This window comes from Stenotrophomonas sp. MYb57 (assembly GCF_002966815.1).
GTDB lineage: Bacteria > Pseudomonadota > Gammaproteobacteria > Xanthomonadales > Xanthomonadaceae > Stenotrophomonas > Stenotrophomonas indicatrix.
This window is the reverse complement of record NZ_CP023271.1, coordinates 4,035,003-4,054,497: the sequence shown is the minus strand read 5'-3', so window position 1 is coordinate 4,054,497 and position 19,495 is coordinate 4,035,003. Positions and strand designations below refer to the sequence as shown.

At 66.6% G+C, this 19,495-nt stretch carries 18 protein-coding genes; 10 read left to right on the top strand and 8 right to left on the bottom strand.

The features are described from left to right. Complete coding sequence (locus CLM74_RS18475) at window positions 1-723, bottom strand: ABC transporter ATP-binding protein (RefSeq protein ID WP_032976565.1); 723 nt, start codon at window positions 721-723, stop codon at window positions 1-3. Between the two features lie 31 nt (window positions 724-754). Continuing rightward, window positions 755-2,032, bottom strand: a complete 1,278-nt coding sequence (locus tag CLM74_RS18470; RefSeq protein ID WP_025877336.1) for an efflux RND transporter periplasmic adaptor subunit — start codon at window positions 2,030-2,032, stop codon at window positions 755-757. 214 nt (window positions 2,033-2,246) lie between these two features. Here CLM74_RS18470 and glmS point away from each other — a divergent pair, with 214 nt between their 5' ends. Continuing rightward, entirely contained in the window at window positions 2,247-4,085 is a 1,839-nt protein-coding gene (gene glmS, locus CLM74_RS18465; protein WP_105164681.1) for a glutamine--fructose-6-phosphate transaminase (isomerizing), read from the top strand. A gap of 442 nt (window positions 4,086-4,527) precedes the next feature. After that, a complete protein-coding gene (locus CLM74_RS18460) occupies window positions 4,528-4,959 on the top strand; it encodes a CBS domain-containing protein (RefSeq protein ID WP_025877332.1) in 432 nt (143 codons plus the stop codon). Between the two features lie 125 nt (window positions 4,960-5,084). On the opposite strand, the gene CLM74_RS18455 is transcribed toward CLM74_RS18460, so the two are convergent. Together CLM74_RS18455 and gloA are read right to left on the bottom strand one after the other, a co-directional pair. Further along, window positions 5,085-5,513: a VOC family protein gene (locus CLM74_RS18455; protein ID WP_025877330.1), complete on the bottom strand. Its 429-nt coding sequence runs from the start codon at window positions 5,511-5,513 to the stop codon at window positions 5,085-5,087. Between the two features lie 120 nt (window positions 5,514-5,633). Beyond that, complete coding sequence (gene gloA, locus CLM74_RS18450; protein ID WP_105164680.1) at window positions 5,634-6,152, bottom strand: lactoylglutathione lyase; 519 nt, start codon at window positions 6,150-6,152, stop codon at window positions 5,634-5,636. A gap of 127 nt (window positions 6,153-6,279) precedes the next feature. Here gloA and CLM74_RS18445 point away from each other — a divergent pair, with 127 nt between their 5' ends. Continuing rightward, window positions 6,280-7,392: a PLP-dependent cysteine synthase family protein gene (locus CLM74_RS18445; protein WP_025877326.1), complete on the top strand. Its 1,113-nt coding sequence runs from the start codon at window positions 6,280-6,282 to the stop codon at window positions 7,390-7,392. Window positions 7,393-7,489: 97 nt separating this feature from the next. Here the strand turns inward: CLM74_RS18445 and CLM74_RS18440 are convergent, their stop codons facing one another. Beyond that, a complete protein-coding gene (locus tag CLM74_RS18440; protein WP_032976560.1) occupies window positions 7,490-7,894 on the bottom strand; it encodes a hypothetical protein in 405 nt (134 codons plus the stop codon). A gap of 170 nt (window positions 7,895-8,064) precedes the next feature. Between CLM74_RS18440 and CLM74_RS18435 the strand changes: the two genes are divergently transcribed. Beyond that, a complete protein-coding gene (locus CLM74_RS18435) occupies window positions 8,065-10,095 on the top strand; it encodes a M3 family metallopeptidase (protein WP_105164679.1) in 2,031 nt (676 codons plus the stop codon). Window positions 10,096-10,262: 167 nt separating this feature from the next. Here the strand turns inward: CLM74_RS18435 and CLM74_RS18430 are convergent, their stop codons facing one another. Continuing rightward, complete coding sequence (locus CLM74_RS18430; protein WP_032976558.1) at window positions 10,263-11,063, bottom strand: SDR family oxidoreductase; 801 nt, start codon at window positions 11,061-11,063, stop codon at window positions 10,263-10,265. Next, entirely contained in the window at window positions 11,060-11,626 is a 567-nt protein-coding gene (locus CLM74_RS18425; protein WP_025877318.1) for a DUF1415 domain-containing protein, read from the bottom strand. The genes CLM74_RS18430 and CLM74_RS18425 overlap by 4 nt, the downstream gene beginning before the upstream one ends. 195 nt (window positions 11,627-11,821) lie before the next feature. On the opposite strand from CLM74_RS18425, the gene CLM74_RS18420 reads away from it, so the two are divergent. The 3 genes from CLM74_RS18420 (at window position 11,822) to CLM74_RS18405 (ending at window position 16,092) form a co-directional block, all read left to right on the top strand. Next, the gene (locus CLM74_RS18420) at window positions 11,822-13,288 is read left to right on the top strand and encodes a benzaldehyde dehydrogenase (protein WP_105164678.1); all 1,467 of its coding nucleotides are present in this window, start codon (window positions 11,822-11,824) and stop codon (window positions 13,286-13,288) included. A gap of 17 nt (window positions 13,289-13,305) precedes the next feature. Next, complete coding sequence (locus CLM74_RS18415) at window positions 13,306-14,433, top strand: NAD(P)-dependent alcohol dehydrogenase (protein ID WP_105164677.1); 1,128 nt, start codon at window positions 13,306-13,308, stop codon at window positions 14,431-14,433. Window positions 14,434-15,000: 567 nt separating this feature from the next. Further along, complete coding sequence (locus tag CLM74_RS18405) at window positions 15,001-16,092, top strand: helix-turn-helix domain-containing protein (protein ID WP_223483514.1); 1,092 nt, start codon at window positions 15,001-15,003, stop codon at window positions 16,090-16,092. A 38-nt stretch (window positions 16,093-16,130) separates the two neighbouring features. Here the strand turns inward: CLM74_RS18405 and CLM74_RS18400 are convergent, their stop codons facing one another. Further along, complete coding sequence (locus tag CLM74_RS18400; protein ID WP_025877313.1) at window positions 16,131-16,613, bottom strand: YajQ family cyclic di-GMP-binding protein; 483 nt, start codon at window positions 16,611-16,613, stop codon at window positions 16,131-16,133. Window positions 16,614-16,696: 83 nt separating this feature from the next. On the opposite strand from CLM74_RS18400, the gene CLM74_RS18395 reads away from it, so the two are divergent. From CLM74_RS18395 to CLM74_RS18385, 3 genes are all read left to right on the top strand, one after another. Continuing rightward, the gene (locus tag CLM74_RS18395; protein WP_025877311.1) at window positions 16,697-17,593 is read left to right on the top strand and encodes a DMT family transporter; all 897 of its coding nucleotides are present in this window, start codon (window positions 16,697-16,699) and stop codon (window positions 17,591-17,593) included. Window positions 17,594-17,796: 203 nt separating this feature from the next. After that, on the top strand, window positions 17,797-18,804 hold the full coding sequence (locus tag CLM74_RS18390; protein WP_025877309.1) for a methionine ABC transporter ATP-binding protein: 1,008 nt from the start codon (window positions 17,797-17,799) through the stop codon (window positions 18,802-18,804). Continuing rightward, window positions 18,801-19,490, top strand: a complete 690-nt coding sequence (locus CLM74_RS18385; protein ID WP_025877307.1) for a methionine ABC transporter permease — start codon at window positions 18,801-18,803, stop codon at window positions 19,488-19,490. The genes CLM74_RS18390 and CLM74_RS18385 overlap by 4 nt, the downstream gene beginning before the upstream one ends. The last annotated feature ends 5 nt before the right edge of the window (window positions 19,491-19,495 follow it).

The following is a 19,495-nucleotide window of genomic DNA, read 5'->3' as shown; positions in this document are numbered from 1 at the left end:
TCACTCGTTGACGGCGACGATGCGACGCGGGGTGGCCAGCACCGGCTCGCGCACCAGGTCGGTGACCTGGCCGTCGACGATGTGCACGTTGCGCTGCGCGCGTGCGGCCAGTTCCGGGTCGTGGGTGACCATCACGATGGTGGTGCCGGCGGCGTTGATCTCCTCCAGCAGTTCCATCACCCCGCGCGCCATCTGCGTGTCCAGGTTGCCGGTCGGTTCGTCGGCCAGCAGCAGGCGCGGGCTGCCGGCCAGGGCACGGGCGATCGCCGCGCGCTGCTGCTGGCCGCCGGAGAGTTCGTTCGGGTAGTGCTTCATGCGCGAGCCCAGGCCGACCTGGCTCAGCGCCTTCTCGATGCGCTCGCGGCGCTCGCCGGCGCTCATCTTGCGGTAGCGCAGCGGCACGTCCACGTTGTCGAACAGGTTGAGGTCCGGAATCAGGTTGAAGCCCTGGAAGATGAAGCCGATCTTCTGGTTGCGCAGGCGGCTGCGGGCATCATCGCCGAGCTTGCTGACGTCCTGGCCATCAAGCATGTAGGTGCCGCTGGTGAAGGTTTCCAGCAGGCCGGCGATGTTGAGGAAGGTGGTCTTGCCGGAGCCGGACGGACCGGTGACGGCGACGAACTCGCCTTCCTTGACCTGCAGTTCCAGTGAACGCAGCGCGTGGGTTTCCACCTGTTCGGTACGGAAGACCTTGGCGACCGAACGCATTTCGAGCATGTACATGGGGTGTCCTCTCTCCAGAATGTATGAGTTGTCAGTTGACGGAGACGCGTTCGGCGTCCTTGAACAGGTCGCTGCCCGAGACCACGATGCGGTCCCCCGGCTGCACACCCGACTTGATTTCCACTTCGCCCAGGCTGCTGACGCCCAGTTCGATCGGACGACGCACCGCGGTGCGGCCATCCATTACGTAAGCCACACCGTTGCCCTGTTCCACGAACGGGCCGCGCTCGACCTTCATGACATTCCTGCGGGTATCCAGCAGCACCCGCACCGACATCCGCTGGCTCTGGCGCAGGCCTTCAGGCTGGGCCGCAGCGAAGCGGACGCGGGCGTTGACTTCACCATTGACCACTTCCGGCGACACCGCACTGATCTCGCCCGGGAACGGCTGGCCATTGCCACCGGTCAGCTGCGCCGGCATGCCGATCGCCAGATCGCGCGCGAAGCTCTCCGGCACCTTGATCTCGACTTCGAACTTGGACAGGTCGACCACGCCCAGCACCGGCGCGTTGGCGGCAAGGTTGGTGGCCTGGGTGGCCTGCACCTGGCCGACCTGGCCATCGAACGGTGCACGCAGGGTCAGTGCGTCCACTTGGCGCCGCACTTCGGCCACTACGGCCTTCTGGCGGTCGGCCAGCAAACGCTTGTTGCGTGCGTCCAGGTCCGCGCCCTGGCTCTGCAGGCGTGCATCGGTGGTGGCATTGACCAGGCTGATGTCGGCCTTCTTCAGGGTGTCCTGGGCCTTGGCCAGATCGATCTGCGGCACCGCGCCGCCATCGAAGCCGCGCTGGTAGCGCTGCAGGTCGCGGTCGGCGGCCTGCCGCTCGATGCTGGCCTGGTCGGTTTCCTTGCGCGACTTGGCCCGGGCCAGGGTGGCATCCAGGTTGGCGCGGCTGGCCTCGGCCTCCAGGCCAGCCAGGGTGGCCTCCTCCTGGGCGAGCTTGCTGCGCAGCTCGGGGCTGTCGATGATCGCCAGCTCCTGGCCCTTCTTGACCACGTCACCGGCGACCACCTTCAGGTCCACCGTGCCGGCGGAGATGGCGTACAGCACCGGGCTGTTGGCGGCGATCACGCGGCCGTCGGCGGCGATGTCGCGCACCAGGTCGCCGCGCTGCACTTCGGCGATGCGCACCCGGCTGCTGTCGAACGAACTGCTGGCATTGGACCACGCATGCACGGCCCAGCCGATGCCGGCCAGCAGCGCGATACCCGCCAGGGCCGGCCAGCGGTAACGGTGCCATGCGGCCTTGGGGGCACTGGCTGAAGCGGAGGAAACGATCTGGTCCTGGGCGGAGGTGTCGCGGATCATCGGGTTCGTGCCTGTCGGTGGTGCCAGAGTGGTACCAAGGAAAAAGCACATAGCGTGCCAACTTTATTTCCTTTTCCATCAATGAGTTGAACATGTGTCGCTACTGTCCGGGTGTCCGCGGACACCTTTCCGGACACTTTCATTAAGCGGACAGGAGGGGGCTGGCGGACGCGCAGGCTAGAATGCGGCGACCGTCTTCAAGGAAATGCGTGACATGTGTGGAATCGTGGGTGCGATCGCCGGGCGCGACGTGGTGCCGCTGCTGATCGAAGGACTGAAGCGACTGGAATACCGCGGCTACGATTCCTCCGGCATCGCCGTGATCGATCAGGCCGAACGGCCCGAGGTGCGCCGCGTACGCCGCACCGGTCGTGTCTCGGAGATGGCCACTGCTGCCGAGGCTGAAGGCTTCAACGCCAGCCTCGGTATCGGCCACACCCGCTGGGCCACCCATGGTGGTGTCACCGAGGCGAACGCGCATCCGCACATCAGCCATGGCGTGGCGCTGGTGCACAACGGCATCATCGAGAACCATGAGGAGCAGCGCGAGAAGCTGCGCGCGCTGGGCTATACCTTCGAGTCGCAGACCGACACCGAAGTGATCGCCCACCTGATCCACCACCATCTGAAGAAGGGCGATGACCTGCTGGTGGCGCTGCAGCACACGGTGAAGGAACTGACCGGTGCCTATGCGCTGGCCGTGGTCAGCCGTGCCGAGCCGGAACGTTTCGTCTGTGCCCGCATGGGCTGCCCGCTGCTGGTCGGTCTGGGCGAGGGCGAGAACTTCGTGGCGTCCGATGTGTCGGCCGTGCTGTCGGCCACGCGCAAGGTGATCTTCCTGGAAGAGGGCGACACCGCCGAGATCCGCCGGGATGGCGTGAGCATCTTCGATGGCAACGATCAGCCGATCGAGCGCGATGTGCATCTCTCCGATGTCTCGCTGGCCTCCCTGGAGCTGGGCCCGTACCGCCACTTCATGCAGAAGGAGATCCACGAGCAGCCGCGTGCGCTGGGCGACACCATCGAAGCGGCGATCGACGCTGGTGGCTTCCCGGCCGAACTGTTCGGCAAGAATGCCGAAGCGGTGCTGTCGGGAATCGAGGGCGTGCAGATCCTGGCCTGTGGTACCAGTTACTACTCGGGCCTGACCGCGCGCTACTGGATCGAGGCCATCGCCGGCCTGCCGTGCAGCGTGGAGATCGCCAGCGAATACCGCTATCGCGCCGCGTATGCCAATCCCAAGCACCTGATCGTGACCATCTCCCAGTCCGGCGAAACGCTGGACACGATGGAAGCGCTGAAGTACGCCAAATCGCTGGGCCACATGCACACGCTGTCGATCTGCAACGTGCCGGAAAGCGCGATTCCGCGCGCCAGCGAACTGGTCTGCTACACCCGTGCCGGCGCCGAGATCGGCGTGGCCTCGACCAAGGCGTTTACCACCCAGCTGGCCGCGCTGTTCCAGCTGACCGTGGTGCTGGGCAAGCTGCATGGCCGCGTTGATGCCGCACAGGAAGCGGACTACCTGGAGCAGCTGCGTTTCCTGCCGGGCAGCGTGCAGCATGCGTTGAACATGGAACCGCAGATCGCCGCATGGGCCGAGCGCTTCGCACGCAAGAGCAGTGCGCTGTTCCTCGGCCGTGGCCTGCACTATCCGATCGCCCTGGAAGGCGCGCTCAAGTTGAAGGAAATCTCGTACATCCATGCCGAGGCCTACCCGGCCGGCGAGCTCAAGCACGGGCCGCTGGCGCTGGTGGACGAGGACATGCCGGTGGTGGTGATCGCACCCAACGACAGCCTGCTGGAGAAGGTCAAATCCAACATGCAGGAAGTGCGCGCGCGTGGCGGCGAGCTGTTCGTGTTCGCCGACCAGGACAGCAACTTCAACGAGTCCGAAGGCGTGCACGTGATCCGCACCCCGCGCCATGCCGGCGTGCTCAGCCCGGTGGTGCACACCATCCCGGTGCAGCTGCTGGCGTACCACACCGCGCTGGCGCGCGGCACCGACGTGGACAAGCCGCGCAACCTGGCCAAGAGCGTTACGGTGGAGTAACACTCGGATCCATTGGATGCTGCATGCGAAAGGGGCCCACGTGGCCCCTTTCGTTTACGACGCTGGCGCTGCCAAGTGGGACAGCTGCCGGGTTTTCTGTCCGCAGTCGGCAGCAGGCAATCAATCTTTAATGCGCGACATCGCCTGTATTCAGCGGCGGTTTCAGCCGCGGTGCCATTCTCTGGATCGTCAGTTGGTTCCTACGACGAACTGTCCCATCGATGCCGCTAGTGACCGATGGTCGCAGTCGTAGAATCGAGTTGACCGAGATCCGGGTTGAGCCGTTGAACCCCCTCGTTCGTGTTGCAGCACGACGTCTGCCGATCCATTCCAAGCGGCAGGTGGGTGCGCCAGACGTGCACTGAAAGGTCTGTTCCCGGGGAGGGGGCGAATCGGCAGAGCACACTTTTTTGACTTGAGTGACCTGCACCAGGAAACAAGAATGAATGTCCGCGAGCTCCTGCAATCCAAGAAAGAAGCTGTCATCACCATCGACACGGAAGACACGATCGGTGCCGCTGCGCACAAGATGAGCGCGAATAAAATCGCCGCACTGGTAGTGATGAAGGATGATGCGCCGGTCGGCATCATTTCCGAAAAGGACATCGTCCGCAGCCTGGCCGATGATGGCCCGCAGGCCGGTCGCCGGGTGATTTCCAGCCTGCCGTCCACCGGCCTGGAAGGCATTGCGCCGGACGCCACGTTGAAGCAGGCCATGTCCCTGATGACCTACTCGCGTCGTCGCCACCTGATGGTCACCGACGGCAGCAAGCTGGTCGGCATCCTCAGCCTGGGTGACATCGTGAAGAACCTGCTGGGCGAGCTGGAGCTGGAAAAGGCCGTGTTGCAGGACATCTACATGGCGGCCCACTGAGGCCTGCGCTGTGTGATGAAACGAAGCCGGGCATTGCCCGGCTTCTTCGTTGGTAGCGCCGGGCCATGCCCGGCTTCATTCGTTGGTAGCGCCGGGCCATGCCCGGCGAGCGCGTAGCGCAGGAATCAGAAGCTGACCTTCACCGAATCGGCGCTGTAGTTCGCCGGGCCGTGGTAGACGACCTCGATGTTGTTGCCATCCGGATCGAGCACGAAGGCGCCGTAGTAGCCGGGATGGTACGGGCGCTCGCCGGGCGCGCCGTTGTCCTTGCCGCCAGCCGCCAGCGCAGCGCTGTGGAAAGCATCGACGGTGGCGGTATCGCGTGCCTGGAACGCCAGGTGATGGCGACCGGTCAGCTGGCCGGCAGCGGCCTCGCTGCTGGCGCTGGAAATGAACAGTTCGTCGGCCCAGAAGTAATCATCGCCTTCGCCGGCCACCGGGATGCCGATCGTGTCGAACACCGCCTGGTAGAAGCGGCGGCTGGCGGCCAGATCGCGTACGACCAGCTGGATGTGGTCGATCAATCGCCCACGGTGCAGTTCCATCGTTTCCATGCCAACCTCACAAAAAAGGGGACGGAGGGGATCAAGTCGCTCGCGGCCCCATCGTGCCATGAATGTCGGAGCAAGGCCGCCGGGCATGGCCCGGCGCTACCGGAACGGGCCCTTTCTGGGTCAGGCGTTGGCGATGATCTCGACCCAGTAGCCGTCCGGGTCCTTGATGAAGGCCAGGTTCTTCATGCGGCCGTCGGTCAGGCGCTTCTGGAAGGTCACGCCCAGGTCTTCGAAACGCTGGCAGGCCGCTTCGATGTCCGGCACCGACACGCAGATGTGGCCGAAGCCGCGCGGGTCGCTGTTGCCGTCGTGGTAGACGGAGCCTTCCTGGTTCTCAGTGCCATGGTTGTGGGTCAGTTCCAGCACGCCCGGCAGGCCGGCCATCCACAGGCGGCGGGTGTTGTCATCTTCCGGCACCATGGTGCCGGCCGGTACGTAGGCCAGGAAGTACAGGCTGAACTGGGCTTCGGCAAAGTCGCGCTTGTCGATCAGCTGGTAGCCCAGCACGCGGGTGTAGAAGTCCAGCGAGGCGGTGGCGTCCTTGACCCGCAGCATGGTGTGGTTGAAGACGAAGCCGGTGGTCTCGGCCGGGGCCTGGGTGGCGACGCCGGGGACATCGCGCAGGGCGGGAATGGTCATGGGGGGAGGTCCTTCAGACAGGGCCGTTGCCGGCCGGATGGGTGTCATTCTACGGGCCGGCAGCTGACGGCACCGCGACGTACAATGGCCGGATCGCACCGTTCCGTCCTGATGACCATTGCCCGCCATGTCGCAGCGTGAATGGGTGGCCGCCGCCATCCGCAAGATCGAAGCCGATTTCAACCGTTCCGCCGATACCCACCTGATCCCGTTGGCGCTGCCCGGGTTCGAGGGCATCGAGGTGTACCTGAAGGATGAATCGAGCCATCCCACCGGCAGCCTCAAGCACCGGCTGGCGCGTTCGCTGTTCCTGTATGCGCTGGCCAACGGCTGGCTGCGTGAAGGGCGGCCGGTGATCGAGGCCTCCAGCGGCTCCACCGCCGTTTCCGAGGCCTACTTCGCGCGCCTGCTCGGCCTGCCGTTCATCGCAGTGATGCCGGCCACGACGTCGCCGGAGAAGATTGCCGCGATCGAGTTCCACGGTGGCCGCTGCCATCTGGTCGAGCGCGCCTGCGACCTCAACTGCGATTCGGAAAAGCTGGCCCGCGAAACCGGCGGCCACTTCATGGACCAGTTCACCTATGCCGAGCGCGCCACCGACTGGCGTGCCAACAACAACATCGCCGAATCGATCTTCAAGCAGATGGCCGAGGAGCCCAGCCCGATTCCGGACTGGATCGTGTGCAGCCCCGGCACCGGCGGTACCGCAGCAACGCTCGGGCGCTACGTCAGCTATCGTCGGCATGACACCCGCATCCTGTGTGCGGACCCGGAAGTCTCGGTGTTCTACGATGGATACCAGGCTGCCCTGGCCGGCGGCAACGAGTGGCGCGGCATGACCTGCAACGGCGGCTCGCGGGTGGAAGGCATCGGCCGGCCGCGGGTGGAGTCCAGCTTCATCCCGACCAGTGTCGATGCCATGGTGAAGGTGCCCGACGCCTTGAGCCTGGCTGCGATGCGCCACGTCAGCCGCCAGCTGGGGCGCCGCGTCGGTGGCTCCACCGGCACCAACTTCATTGGCGTGCTGCAGGCCGCGCAGTGGATGCGCGAGGCCGGCCGCCAGGGCAGCATCGTCAGCATCCTCTGCGACAGCGGCGATCGCTACGCGCACAGCTATTACGACCCGGCCTGGTATGTGCGGCAGGGAATCGATGTGGACGCTGCCGACGCGCAGGTAGCGGCGGCGGTGGCCGGGCAGGGCCTGCCTGGATTGCCGTGGTGCAGTCTGGAAGCGCTGTAAGCCCGTCAGGCATCCGCCGGGCATGGCCCGGCGCTACCAGGACAGGTCGGCAGCGCCGGTCCATGCCCGGCGAGCGCAGCGGCGCATTGGATCGCGCTCAATACCCGGCGGCCATGAAGGCATCCAGTACCGCATCGCGCAGCGCGTCGGGCAGGGCCTCGATCTCCACGGCGCGGTCGTCCAGGTGCAGGCGTGGGTCCAGGCTGCTGGCCCGGCCCTGGGCCAGAGCCTGCAGCCACAGCAGCACGCAGATGACGAATTCGCGCTCGTGGCCCAGCCGCACCTGGCTGGCACCGCGCTCGATCACTTCAAAGGGATACCATTCCTGCTCGTCGCTGAACCTGCCGCCTTGGCGCTGCAGTGCCTGCAACTGCTGCAGGTGGCGCGGCGCATCATCGCCCGCATCGCACAGTGCGGCGATCCAGGCCAGTTCAGTCGGGCTGGCCGACAGCGCCAGCGTTGGTGAACGTACTGCGGATGGAGCTGGAGCCAGACCTTCCATGTGGGGCCTCCTCGACACGTTCCGCTGCGGTCTCCCCCGCGCCGCAAGCTTCAGCCGGCGGCCGTAAGGCCGACGTGAACAATGGCCCGCCGCCCCTTGTCTGCCGGCCCGGCCAGCGCCATATCGATCTGGCTGCCCGCGCTGCCGGGCCCGTACTCTGGAGACCTGCCGTGACCGTTGCCAACCCCCTGCTCGATTTTTCCGGCCTGCCGCGCTTCGAGGCGATCCGCCCCGAGCATGTGGCGCCGGCGCTGGACGTGCTGCTGGCGCAGGCCGAAGCGGCGGTCAGCGCTGCCGAGCAGGTGCAGCCGGTAACCTGGCAGACCTTCGTCACCCCGCTGGACGACGCCACCGAACGCCTGTGGCGCGCCTGGGGCCTGGTGGGCCACCTGCAGGGCGTGGTCAACACGCCGGAACTGCGTGAGGCCTACAACAGCAACCTGCCGCGGGTGACCCGCTTTGCCAGTGCGCTGGGCCAGAACCTGGCGCTGTACCGCCAGTACCAAGCGCTGGCGGCCAGCACCGAAGCGGCCGGTTTTGATGAGGCGCGCCGCAAGGTGCTGGACAACACCCTGCGTGATTTCCGCCTCGGCGGTGCTGAACTGGATGCGGACGCGCAGCAGCGTTTTTCCGCCATCAAGGAGGAACTGTCGGCGCTGTCGGCGAAGTTCTCGCAGAACGTGCTCGACGCCACCGATGCGTGGTCGCTGATCGTCGAAGACCCGGCGCGCCTGGCCGGCGTGCCGGACGACGTGAAGGCTGCTGCACGCGCCGCTGCGGAAAAAGACGGCAAGGCAGGCTGGAAGCTGACCCTGCAGATGCCGTGCTACCTGCCGGTGCAGACCTGGGGCGAGGACCGCGACCTGCGCGAGATCCTGTACCGCGCCAGCGCGCAACGCGCCTCCGAGTTCGGCGACGATGCGCTGGACAACGGCGGCAACATCGATCGCATCCTTGCACTGCGTGCCGAGCTGGCCGCGCTGCTGGGCTTTGATTCCTACGCCGACTACTCGGTGGCCACCAAGATGGCCAGCGCCCCCGCCGAAGTGCTGGGCTTCCTGCGTGACCTGGCCGCGCGCGCCAAGCCGTTCGCGGCCAAGGACCGCGCCGAGCTGGAGCAGTTCGCCCGCGAGCATCTCGGTATCGACAGCCTGCAGGCCTGGGATCTGGCGTTCGCCGCCGATCGCCTGAAGCAGGCGCGTTACAGCTACTCCGAGCAGGAAGTGAAGCAGTATTTCACCGAACCGAAGGTACTCGGCGGCCTGTTCTCGGTGATCGAGCAGCTGTACGGCCTGCGCGTGCAGGAAGACAGTGCGCCGGTCTGGCATGAGGACGTGCGCTTCTTCCGCCTGGTGGATGCGCAGGGCACCCTGGTCGGCCAGTTCTACCTGGACCTGTACGCCCGCGAGGGCAAGCGTGGCGGCGCGTGGATGGATGACTGCCGCAACCGCCGCGAGCGCGCCGATGGCAGCGTACAGACGCCGCTGGTGTACCTGGTGTGCAACTTCGGCCGTGGTGCCGATGGCAAGCCGGCAACCTTCAGCCACAATGAAGTGACCACGCTGTTCCATGAAATGGGCCATGGCCTGCATCAGCTGCTGACCCGCATCGGCGAACTGGGCGTGGCCGGCATCAACGGCGTGGAGTGGGATGCGGTGGAGCTGCCCAGCCAGTTCATGGAGAACTTCTGCTGGGAATGGGACCACCTGCAGGGCATGACCGCGCATGTGGAAACCGGCGAGCCGCTGCCGCGCGCGCTGTACGAGCGCATGCTGGCCGCACGCAACTTCCACAGCGGCATGGCCACCGTGCGCCAGTTGGAATTCGGTCTGTTCGACATGCTGCTGCACAGCCAGTTCGAGGCGGCGCAGGACAGCGTGCTGGCACTGCTTGAGCGGGTGCGTGCGGAAGTGGCGGTGAACCATCCGCCGAGCTGGAATCGCTTCCCGCACCAGTTCAGCCATATCTTCGCCGGTGGCTATGCCGCCGGTTACTACAGCTACAAGTGGGCCGAAGTGTTGAGCGCCGATGCCTACGCCGCGTTCGAGGAAGCGCCGCAGGCGCTGGCCGCAACCGGCGCGCGTTTCCGCGACGAGGTGCTGTCGCGCGGCGGCAGCCGCCCGGCCGCCGAGAACTTCAAGGCCTTCCGCGGCCGTGCGCCGCAGATCGACGCGCTGCTGCGCCATTCGGGCATGGCGTAAGCAGGTTGCCGCCATCCACGCATGGCGTGGATCTACCGGAATGCTCCGGCATGGCGTAAACGCAAAAAAGGCAGCGCTCCGTGATCGCCGGGCCATGCCCGGCGAGCACGTAGCGCGGCGTAGGAAAGCCGCCGGGCATGGCCCGGCGCTACCGCGGCGTCCCGCTTTCAATCGGCGTAGATCATCTTCCGGGTCATGCCGCCGTCGACGATGAAGTCCTGGCCGGTGCTGAAGCCGGACAACGAGGACAGCAGGTACACCGCCAGTGCGCCGATGTCCTCGGGTTCGCCGACGCGGCCAACCGGATGCTGGGCGTGGTCGGTGGCCGAGTACTGCGGCACGTGCCGGCGTGACGGTGCCTGCCAGGCATCGGTGCTGATCCAGCCGGGGCTGATGCTGTTCACCCGCACCGCCGGTCCCGCACTGATGGCCAGTGCATGGGTGAAGGCCACCAGCCCGCCCTTGGCCGCAGCGTAGGCTTCGCTGTGCGCCTCGGACTGCCAGGCGCGCGTCGATGCGATGTTGATGATCGCGCCTGCGTCGGCCGACAACGCCGGCAATGCGTGCTTGCTGCACAGGAACGCGCCATGCAGCGATGACAGCCGACGCTGCCATTCTTCCCAGTCCATGTCCTGCAGCAGGGTGCCGTGCGGCCCGGCGATGCCGGCATTGTTGACCAGGCCGTCGATGCGCCCGAAGCGTTGCAGGGCCACTGCGATGAAGTCGCGCACGCTGCTTTCGTCGGTGATGTCCAGCCGCTGGAACGCGGCATCATCGCCGCGCTGCCATTCGGCCAGGCAGGCCTGGCCCGCCTCTACGTCCAGATCGCCGATCAGCACACGGCCGCCGGCCCCGAGCACCGCCTGGGCGATGCCGCGGCCGATGCCGTTGGCACCGCCGGTGACCAGCACCACCCTGCCGTGCAGCGGCGCAGCCGGCCAGGTGGCAATCGGCGGCACCGTGCTCATGACAGGTCGTCGCCGCGCAGGCGACGGTGCCAGCCCTCGACACCGATCCGGTCCAGGGTCTGGATGTTGCGCTCGACGATCACGTCCGGGTCCGGGTAGACATCCACCGCGCGTGCCACGCTGTCTTCGCGCAGCAGGTGCAGGGTGGGGTAGGGCGCGCGGTTGGTGTAGTTGCTGGCGTCATCGGCGGCGACGCCATCGAACTGGTAGTCCGGATGGAAGCTGGCCACCTGCAGGATGCCCTGCAGGTCCAGCGCCTCGATCGCCGCATCGGCGTTGTCGAGGAAGTCGTTGTAGTCGAGGAAGTCGGTCAGTACCTGCGGATGCACGATCAGGGTGGTATCGATCTGCTCGGCCGGCGTGTCGCGCAGCAGCACCAGTTCCTCGGCCAGTTCTTCCACCAGGGCTTCGGGTGTGGTCGCGTCGCTCAGCACGATGCGGACCTGGTCCTTCACGTACACCGCCTTGGCGAACGGGCACAGGTTCAGGCCGATGACGATGCGCTCCAGCCACAGGCGGGTGGCGGCGATCGGGTCATCGGTGGGCAGGGGGGTGTCGGTCATGGCGGGCGCATCGGCTGGCGGGGGTGGCCATTGTAGGCGGGCCGCTGCAGGGGCGCCGTTCACTGTGCAGGAACTGGACAACGGCGATGCTGGAAATTCCCGTCGATTCAATCCCTTGCCGACATCACGCCAATGGCCGATTGCCGACGCTGCGGGCCAGGCGTGCAATGGCGGCACGACACAGGAGGACTTTTCATGACTGCATCTTCCCCATGGCTGCCGGACGCACTCTGGTCAGGCGCCTTCTTCGACGGTCAATGGAGCGCCGCTGCACAGCGCCAGCCGGTGATCGAGCCCGCCACCGGGCACTCGCTTGGCGAAATCGGCCTGGCCGATGCGGCGCAGGTCGCACGTTCGGCGGCCGCTGCGGCGCAGGCGCAACAGGCATGGGCGGCAGCGCCGTACGAACAGCGCGCCGAGGTGCTGCGCAAGGCTGCACGCCTGGCCGAAGAAAACATCGATACGCTGGTCGACTGGCTGGTCCGTGAAAGTGGCTCCACCCGCCTGAAGGCCGGTTTCGAAGCCAAGGTGACCATCAAGGCGCTGCATGAGGCCGCCGCGCTGCCTTCGCGCAGCGTGGGTGAGATCCTGCCGTCCGAACCTGGGCGGCTGAACCTGGCGCGGCGCCGTCCGCTGGGTGTGGTGGGGGTGATCTCTCCGTTCAATTTCCCGCTGTACCTGGCGATGCGCGCGGTGGCGCCGGCGATCGCGCTCGGCAATGCCGTGGTGCTCAAGCCGGACCCGCGCACGGCGGTGTGTGGTGGTGCGGTGATCGCACGCCTGTTCGAGCAGGCTGGTCTTCCGCAGGGTGTGCTGCAGATGTTGCCCGGCGACGGCGCCGCCGGTGCCGCGCTGACCAGCGACCCGCATGTGGCGATGATCCAGTTCACCGGCTCGACGGCGGCCGGACGCAAGGTTGGCGAAGCCGCCGGCAAGCACCTGAAAAAGGTGTCACTGGAGCTGGGCGGCAAGAACGCGCTGATCATCCTTGACGATGCGGATCTCGACCTGGCTGTAGCCAACACCGCCTGGGGGGTGTACCTGCACCAGGGCCAGATCTGCATGGCAACCGGCCGTGTGCTGGTACAGCGCAGCATCCACCAGGCCTTCCTGCAGAAGCTGGTGGCCAAGGCGAAGTCGCTGAAGGTGGGTGACCCGGCACGCGAGGATGTTGCGCTGGGCCCACTGATCAATGCCGCGCAACGCGACCATGCGGCGCGTGTGGTCGACGACGCGTTGAAGGCGGGTGCCACGCTCGAAACCGGCGGCACCCACCAGGACCTGTTCTTCGCACCCACCGTGCTCGGCAACGTCAGTGTCGACAATCCGGCGTTCAACGAAGAGATCTTCGCGCCAGTAGCGGTGGTGGTGCCGTTCGATGACGACGACGAAGCCGTGCGCCTGGCCAATGACAGCGAGTACGGCCTGTCGATGGCGATCGTCTCCCGCAATGTCGGCCGCGCGCTGAAGCTGGGCGAGCGCCTGCGCACCGGTCTGCTGCACATCAACGACCAGACCGTGAACGACGAGGTCATCAATCCCTTCGGTGGGGTAGGGGCGTCCGGCAACGGCACCAGCATCGGCGGTCCGTCCAACGTGGAGGAATTCACCCAGTGGCAATGGATGACGGTCAAGGGCGAAGCCCCGGCCTATCCCATCTGATCGAGGAGAACGCAACGATGAGCAGCAACAGTGGATCGCGTGACATCACCGCAGCGGTGGTGCGCGGCAAGGAACAGCCCTTTGTCATCGAGCAGGCGCGCCTGCGCGGCCCGCAGGACGACGAAGTGCTGGTGAAAATCGTAGCGACCGGCCTGTGCCATACCGACCTGATCGTGCGTGACCAGTACTATCCGGTACCGCTGCCGGCAGTGCTGGGCCATGAAGGTGCGGGCATCGTCGAAGCGGTCGGCCCCAATGTGCGCGAACTGAAGGCCGGCGACCATGTCGTGCTGACCTACGGCCAATGCGGCCACTGCAATCCCTGTCGTGGTGGCCACGGTGCGTACTGCCGCGATTTCTTCGCGCTGAATTTCGGTGGTGATGATGGCCACGGCCATACCGCCATCACCGATGCACAGGGCCAACCGCTGCACGATCACTTCTTTGCACAGTCGTCGTTCGCCACGTTTGCGCTGGCGCGCGAGATCAATGCGATCAAGGTGCCTGACGATGCGCCGCTGGAGCTGCTCGGTCCGCTGGGCTGCGGCATCCAGACCGGTGCCGGTGCGGTGCTCAACTCGCTGCAGGTGCGATCGGGCAGTAGCTTCGCCAGCTACGGCGCCGGTGCGGTCGGCCTGAGTGCGGTGATGGCGGCCAAGGTCGCCGGTGCCACCACCATCATCGCCATCGACGTGGTGCCCTCGCGGTTGCAGCTGGCCATGGAGCTGGGCGCCACCCATGTGGTCAACAGCCGCGAGACCGATGTGATCGAGGCGGTGCGCGCGATCACCGGGGGTGGCGCCGATTTCGCGCTGGAATCGACCGGGCGCCCGGAAGTGATATCGGCCGGCATCGAAGCGCTCGGCGGGCTTGGCATGATGGGCGTGGTCGGTGCGCCGAAGCTGGGCACCACTGCCAGTTTCGATGTGAACAACCTGCTGCTGGGTGGCCGCAGCATCCGTGGCATTGTCGAGGGTGACAGCGTGCCGCAGGTGTTCATTCCCCGGCTGGTGACGCTGTACCAGCAGGGGCGCTTCCCGTTCGACAGGCTGGTGAAGTTCTACCCGCTGGAGCAGATCAACCAGGCGGCCGAGGACAGCACGCGGGGGATTACGTTGAAGCCGATTCTGCGGATCGCGGCGTGAGGTGAGGGTGGGGTGGGTTTGCAGGGCTGCGCCCTGCACCTGCCGAATCAACGGCAACGGCAACGGCAACGGCAACGGCAACGGCAAAAGCGGGCATTCCGTGGGATGGCGGGGTGGGTCCGGTTGCGGGGGACGCTGCAAGTACGTCCATGTAAGCTCGGTCGCCGCATCCATGCGGCTCACGCCCCCGCAACCGGACCCACCCCGCCTTCGACAGGTTCCCGCTGCTGTTGGTGGGTGGGGACCGTTGGTCGGCACGCGGCTGTTGGTGGGTGTCGACCACGCTGCTGTTGGTGGGTGTCGACCTTGGTCGACACGTAGATCCACGCCATGCGTGGATGAATGCCGGACGAGAATGGAAACGCATTTCCCGGCTTGGCGCTGTGCTGGGGTGATCGTGGGTTCCCGCGATCTGTCGTAACGGCATGGGCTGCTCTTGGTGGGTGTCGACCTTGGTCGACACGTGGATCCACGCCATGCGTGGATGAATGCCGGACGAAATTGGAAACGCTCCGTTGTTGGCATGTAACGCGGGCATGGCGTGTGTGGGTGTACGCTGCATGCATGATGGCCACGACAGTCGGGCAACAGCAGCTGGTGGCGGCTCGGGCCGCCTTCGCCGAGGGCGACGTGCAGTCGCTGGCGATGCTGCCCCTGCCGTTGCAGCAGTCCTGGCAGCGCTCGCATGCGGCGGGTGTGCGCCCCGGGCAGGAGCCGTATTACCCGCCGTTGCAGGGCAACGGACACCGCTTGGAGTCCCGCGATGACCGCCGCCTGGCCCGTTGCGTGCAGCCGGAACTGGAGCAGTTGTGGGCCGCGTTCGGTGCGCGTGGGTGGACGATGTTCTGCGCCAACCGTGAGGGCATGGTGATCGTGCATCGCGCCCATGGCCTGGAAGATGCAGCGCTGCTGCGGCCGATCCAGGTGGGCCGGCGGCTGGGCGAGGCCGAGATCGGTACCACCGCGCCTGCGGTCAGCCTGGCCGACGACCTTCCCGCATTGGTACGCGGCAATGAACACTATCTGCAGCGGTTTGCCCCCGTGTTCTGCCTGAGTGAGCCGCTGCATGACCTGCAGGGGCAGGTCTGCGGTGCGATCGACATCACTGGGCTGGGGGAACGCGATCCGGCGTTGCTGCAGGGCTATTTCCGGCAGGCAGCGCTGGCCATCGAGAACCGCTTGATGCACACGCTCAGCGATGTGCATCTGCTGGCGGTGCAGCATGATCCGCGCTGGTTGGCATCACCGCTGCAGGGCCTGTTGGCGGTGCAGGAAGACGGCCAGTTGCTTTGCGCCAATCGCGTCGCCCGGCGCCTGCTCGGCCTGCCGCGGCGTGGGCCGCTGCCGCTGCTTTCGCTGGACACGCTGTTTGCCGGCGCCAGCGCAGCACAGCGACGTCGACTGCTGCAGCCCGGCCCTGCGCATCGGGTGCGACTGGGCGAGGGCAGTGCGGTCCATCTGCAGCATCTGCAGGCACCGCGCGCCGCACGGACGCGTTCACCGGCTACGGCCGCAGCGCCCGTGCAGGCGGCACCATTGCGTGACCAGCAGCGCGATGCGGCACGGCGAGCCGCCCATACCGCCGAAGGCAACCTCAGCCTCGCCGCACGCCAGCTCGGCATCTCGCGGACAACGCTGTACAAACTGCTGCGCGAGTGAGGCCGGCCACGTAGGCCGGCGCTACATCGCGGTGTCGATCAATCGCGGAAGTTGTTGAACTGCAGCGGCAGTTCGAACTTGCCGGCCTTCAGCACGGCGATGGCGTCCTGCAGGTCGTCGCGCTTCTTGCCCATCACCCGCAGCTTGTCGCCGTTGATCTGGGTTTCCACCTTCAGCTTGGCTTCCTTCAGCGCCGCAGCGATCTTCTTGGCGATCTTCTGCTCGATGCCCTGCTTGACGGTGATCTTCTGCCGGGCCTGCGCAAGGTTGGTTTCCACGTCGCCATATTCCAGGCTGAGCACGTCGATGCTGCGGGCGGCCAGGCGAGCGCGCAGGATGTCGTTCATCTGCTTGAGCTGGAACTCGCTCGGCGCGGACTGGGTGATCACTTCGCCGTCTCGTTCGAACTTGGCGTCCACGCCCTTGAAGTCGAAACGGGTGGCAAGCTCGCGGTTGGCCTGGTCGAGCGCATTGGTCAGTTCGTGGGTGTCGACTTCGGACACAACGTCGAAGGAAGGCATGGGCGTTACTCCGCAGAAATCAGTGGCGGCCATTCTATCGCGCCGGTCGCGGCGGCAACGCCCGTGGTCGGCGATAATGGGCCATGAACGTGCAACGCTCCCCTTCGCGCGCCGTGGCCTGGATGGTCGCTGCTGTCGCCTGTTTCTCGCTGATGGACGCCGGCATGAAGCAGCTCTCGGCCGGCTATCCCTCGCTGCAGGTCACCTTCCTGCGTGGCGCGGCGTCGCTGCCCTTCGTGCTGGTCTGGGTGCTGGCCAGTGCCGGGCCACGCTCGCTGATCCCGCGCCGCTGGGGGCTGCACCTGCTGCGCGGCGGGCTGGGCATGGCGATGATCGGCTGCTTCGTGTTCGCCCTGCGCGACCTGCCGCTGTCCACCGCCTACACCATTTATTTCGTCGCGCCGCTGCTGATTGCCGCACTGTCGGTGCCGCTGCTGGGCGAGCGGGTCGGGCCGCGGCGCTGGGTCGCCATCGGCATCGGCCTGGTCGGCGTGCTGGTGGTGCTGCGGCCGGGCGTGGGCGGTTTCATCTCGGTGCCGGGCCTGATGGTGCTGGCCGCCGCCACCGCCTATGCCATCGCCGCGATCACCGTCAGCCTGCTGACCCGCACCGATACCTCGCAGTCGATGGTGGTCTGGTTCCTGGTCATCATGGCCATCGGCGCCGGGCTGCTGGCGATCCCCGGCTGGGTGCCGCTGCAGATGGCGCATGCGCCGTTGATCGCCGGCATGGGCCTGGCCGGAGCACTGGGCCAGATCGCGCTGACCAAGGCCTTCCAGCTGGGTGAGGCCTCGATGATCGCACCGCTCGAATACAGCGGCCTGGTCTGGGTGATCGGCTGGGACCTGGCCTTCTGGGGGCAGCTGCCGGATGGCTACACCTGGGCGGGCGCGGCAATCATCGTCGCCTCGGGCCTGTACCTGCTGCACCGCGAACGGGTGAACCGGCAGGAGCCGCCGAAACCGTTGGACCATCCCTGAACCGATCTGGCTGGGGAAGGGGTCAGAGCCCCTGCGGGGATCCGACCCCGGGGTCGGATCCCCGCAGGGGACCGCCGCCGATGTGCCGGGGCGGGCGTCTTAGAACCAAAAGGAATAACATTCTGGCCCATGGCGCGGGCGCGCGAGCGCCAGCGCTGGTAGGCTGCACGCCCCTTCCATCGCCCTCCCGGTGAGCTGATCCCGTGATCGAGTTCCAGCGCCTGCACAAATCCTATGCCGTTGCCGGCCGCGCGGTCAGCGCGCTGCAGCCGCTGGACCTGACCATCGAGGCCGGCGAGGTGTTCGGCATCATCGGCCATTCCGGTGCGGGCAAATCGACGCTGATCCGCATGATCAACCGCCTGGAGGAGCCCAGTGGTGGCCGCCTGCTGATCGCCGGCGAAGATGTCACCGCGCTGGATCCGGAAGGCCTGCGCGCGCTGCGCCGCCGGATCGGCATGATCTTCCAGCACTTCAACCTGCTGTCCTCGCGCACGGTGGCCGGCAATGTCGCCTTCCCGCTGGAGCTGGCCGGTACGCCGAAGGCCGAGATCGATGCGCGCGTCGCCGAGCTGCTGCAGACCGTGGGCCTGCAGGCGCATGCGGACAAGTACCCGGCGCAGTTGTCGGGCGGCCAGAAGCAGCGTGTGGGCATCGCCCGCGCACTGGCCACCCGCCCGCAGATCCTGCTGTGCGATGAGGCCACCAGCGCGCTCGATCCGCAGACCACCGCGTCGGTGCTGGCGCTGCTGTCGAAGATCAACCGCGAACTGGGCCTGACCATCGTGCTGATCACCCACGAGATGGACGTGATCCGTCGCGTCTGCGACCGCGTGGCCGTGCTTGATGCCGGCCAGCTGGTCGAGACCGGCCCGGTAACGAAGGTGTTCCTGCACCCGCAGCACCCGACCACCCGCCGTTTCGTCAGCGAATCGGAGCAGGTGGACGAGGGTACCCTGCACCGCGATTTCGACGCGGTCGGTGGCCGTGTCGTGCGCCTGACCTTCCTTGGCGCCGACACCTACGAACCCCTGCTCGGCAGCGTCGCGCGGCAGACCGGGGTCGACTACAACATCCTGTCCGGGCGTATCGACCGGATTAAGGACACCCCGTATGGCCAGCTGATCGTCGCCTTGGTGGGCGGTGACCAGTCCGCCGCGCAGGCCGCATTCGTGGCTGCCGGCGTGCATGTTGAGGAACTGCGTCGATGATCATCGCCACCGCCGGCGGCTTCTTCCGTCACCTGGATGCGGGCAAGTGGGCCGACATCGGCCAGGCCACCATCGACACCCTGCTGATGCTGGCCGGTTCGCTGCCGCTGACCCTGGCCATCGGCCTGCCGCTGGGCGTGCTGCTGTACCTGTTCGGTGCGCCACAGCTGAAACGCCGGCCGGTTGCCTACGGCGTGCTGGCGCTGGTGGTGAACCTGCTGCGCTCGGTGCCCTTCATCATCCTGATGATCGTGCTGATCCCGGTGACCCTGTTCATGATGGGCACCTCGCTGGGCGTACGTGGCGCGATCGTGCCGCTGGTCATCGGCGCTGCGCCGTTCTATGCGCGGTTGGTGGAAACCGCGCTGCGTGAAGTGGACCGCGGGGTGATCGAGGCGACCCAGGCAATGGGTGCCACCACCTGGCAGCTGGTCACCCGCGTGCTGCTGCCCGAAGCACGGCCGGGCCTGATTGCCGGTGCCACGGTGACCACCGTGGCCCTGATCGGCTTCACCGCGATGGGCGGTGCGATCGGTTCCGGTGGCCTGGGCGACCTGGCCTTCCGCGACGGCTACCAGCGCTCGCACACCGACGTGGCGCTGGTCACGGTGGTCCTTTTGCTGGTGCTGGTGCAGCTGCTGCAGATGCTGGGCGACCGCCTGGTCGCGCATTACAGCCGCAGATAACAGAA

What these genes read in the sequence shown, in the direction of transcription:
- CLM74_RS18475 (WP_032976565.1), bottom strand. Translation starts at nt 723, where the DNA reads ATGTACATGCTCGAAATGCGTTCGGTCGCCAAGGTCTTCCGTACCGAA.
- CLM74_RS18470 (WP_025877336.1), bottom strand. Translation starts at nt 2,032, where the DNA reads ATGATCCGCGACACCTCCGCCCAGGACCAGATCGTTTCCTCCGCTTCA.
- glmS (WP_105164681.1), top strand. Translation starts at nt 2,247, where the DNA reads ATGTGTGGAATCGTGGGTGCGATCGCCGGGCGCGACGTGGTGCCGCTG.
- CLM74_RS18460 (WP_025877332.1), top strand. Translation starts at nt 4,528, where the DNA reads ATGAATGTCCGCGAGCTCCTGCAATCCAAGAAAGAAGCTGTCATCACC.
- CLM74_RS18455 (WP_025877330.1), bottom strand. Translation starts at nt 5,513, where the DNA reads ATGGAAACGATGGAACTGCACCGTGGGCGATTGATCGACCACATCCAG.
- gloA (WP_105164680.1), bottom strand. Translation starts at nt 6,152, where the DNA reads ATGACCATTCCCGCCCTGCGCGATGTCCCCGGCGTCGCCACCCAGGCC.
- CLM74_RS18445 (WP_025877326.1), top strand. Translation starts at nt 6,280, where the DNA reads ATGTCGCAGCGTGAATGGGTGGCCGCCGCCATCCGCAAGATCGAAGCC.
- CLM74_RS18440 (WP_032976560.1), bottom strand. Translation starts at nt 7,894, where the DNA reads ATGGAAGGTCTGGCTCCAGCTCCATCCGCAGTACGTTCACCAACGCTG.
- CLM74_RS18430 (WP_032976558.1), bottom strand. Translation starts at nt 11,063, where the DNA reads ATGAGCACGGTGCCGCCGATTGCCACCTGGCCGGCTGCGCCGCTGCAC.
- CLM74_RS18425 (WP_025877318.1), bottom strand. Translation starts at nt 11,626, where the DNA reads ATGACCGACACCCCCCTGCCCACCGATGACCCGATCGCCGCCACCCGC.
- CLM74_RS18420 (WP_105164678.1), top strand. Translation starts at nt 11,822, where the DNA reads ATGACTGCATCTTCCCCATGGCTGCCGGACGCACTCTGGTCAGGCGCC.
- CLM74_RS18415 (WP_105164677.1), top strand. Translation starts at nt 13,306, where the DNA reads ATGAGCAGCAACAGTGGATCGCGTGACATCACCGCAGCGGTGGTGCGC.
- CLM74_RS18405 (WP_223483514.1), top strand. Translation starts at nt 15,001, where the DNA reads ATGGCCACGACAGTCGGGCAACAGCAGCTGGTGGCGGCTCGGGCCGCC.
- CLM74_RS18400 (WP_025877313.1), bottom strand. Translation starts at nt 16,613, where the DNA reads ATGCCTTCCTTCGACGTTGTGTCCGAAGTCGACACCCACGAACTGACC.
- CLM74_RS18395 (WP_025877311.1), top strand. Translation starts at nt 16,697, where the DNA reads ATGAACGTGCAACGCTCCCCTTCGCGCGCCGTGGCCTGGATGGTCGCT.
- CLM74_RS18385 (WP_025877307.1), top strand. Translation starts at nt 18,801, where the DNA reads ATGATCATCGCCACCGCCGGCGGCTTCTTCCGTCACCTGGATGCGGGC.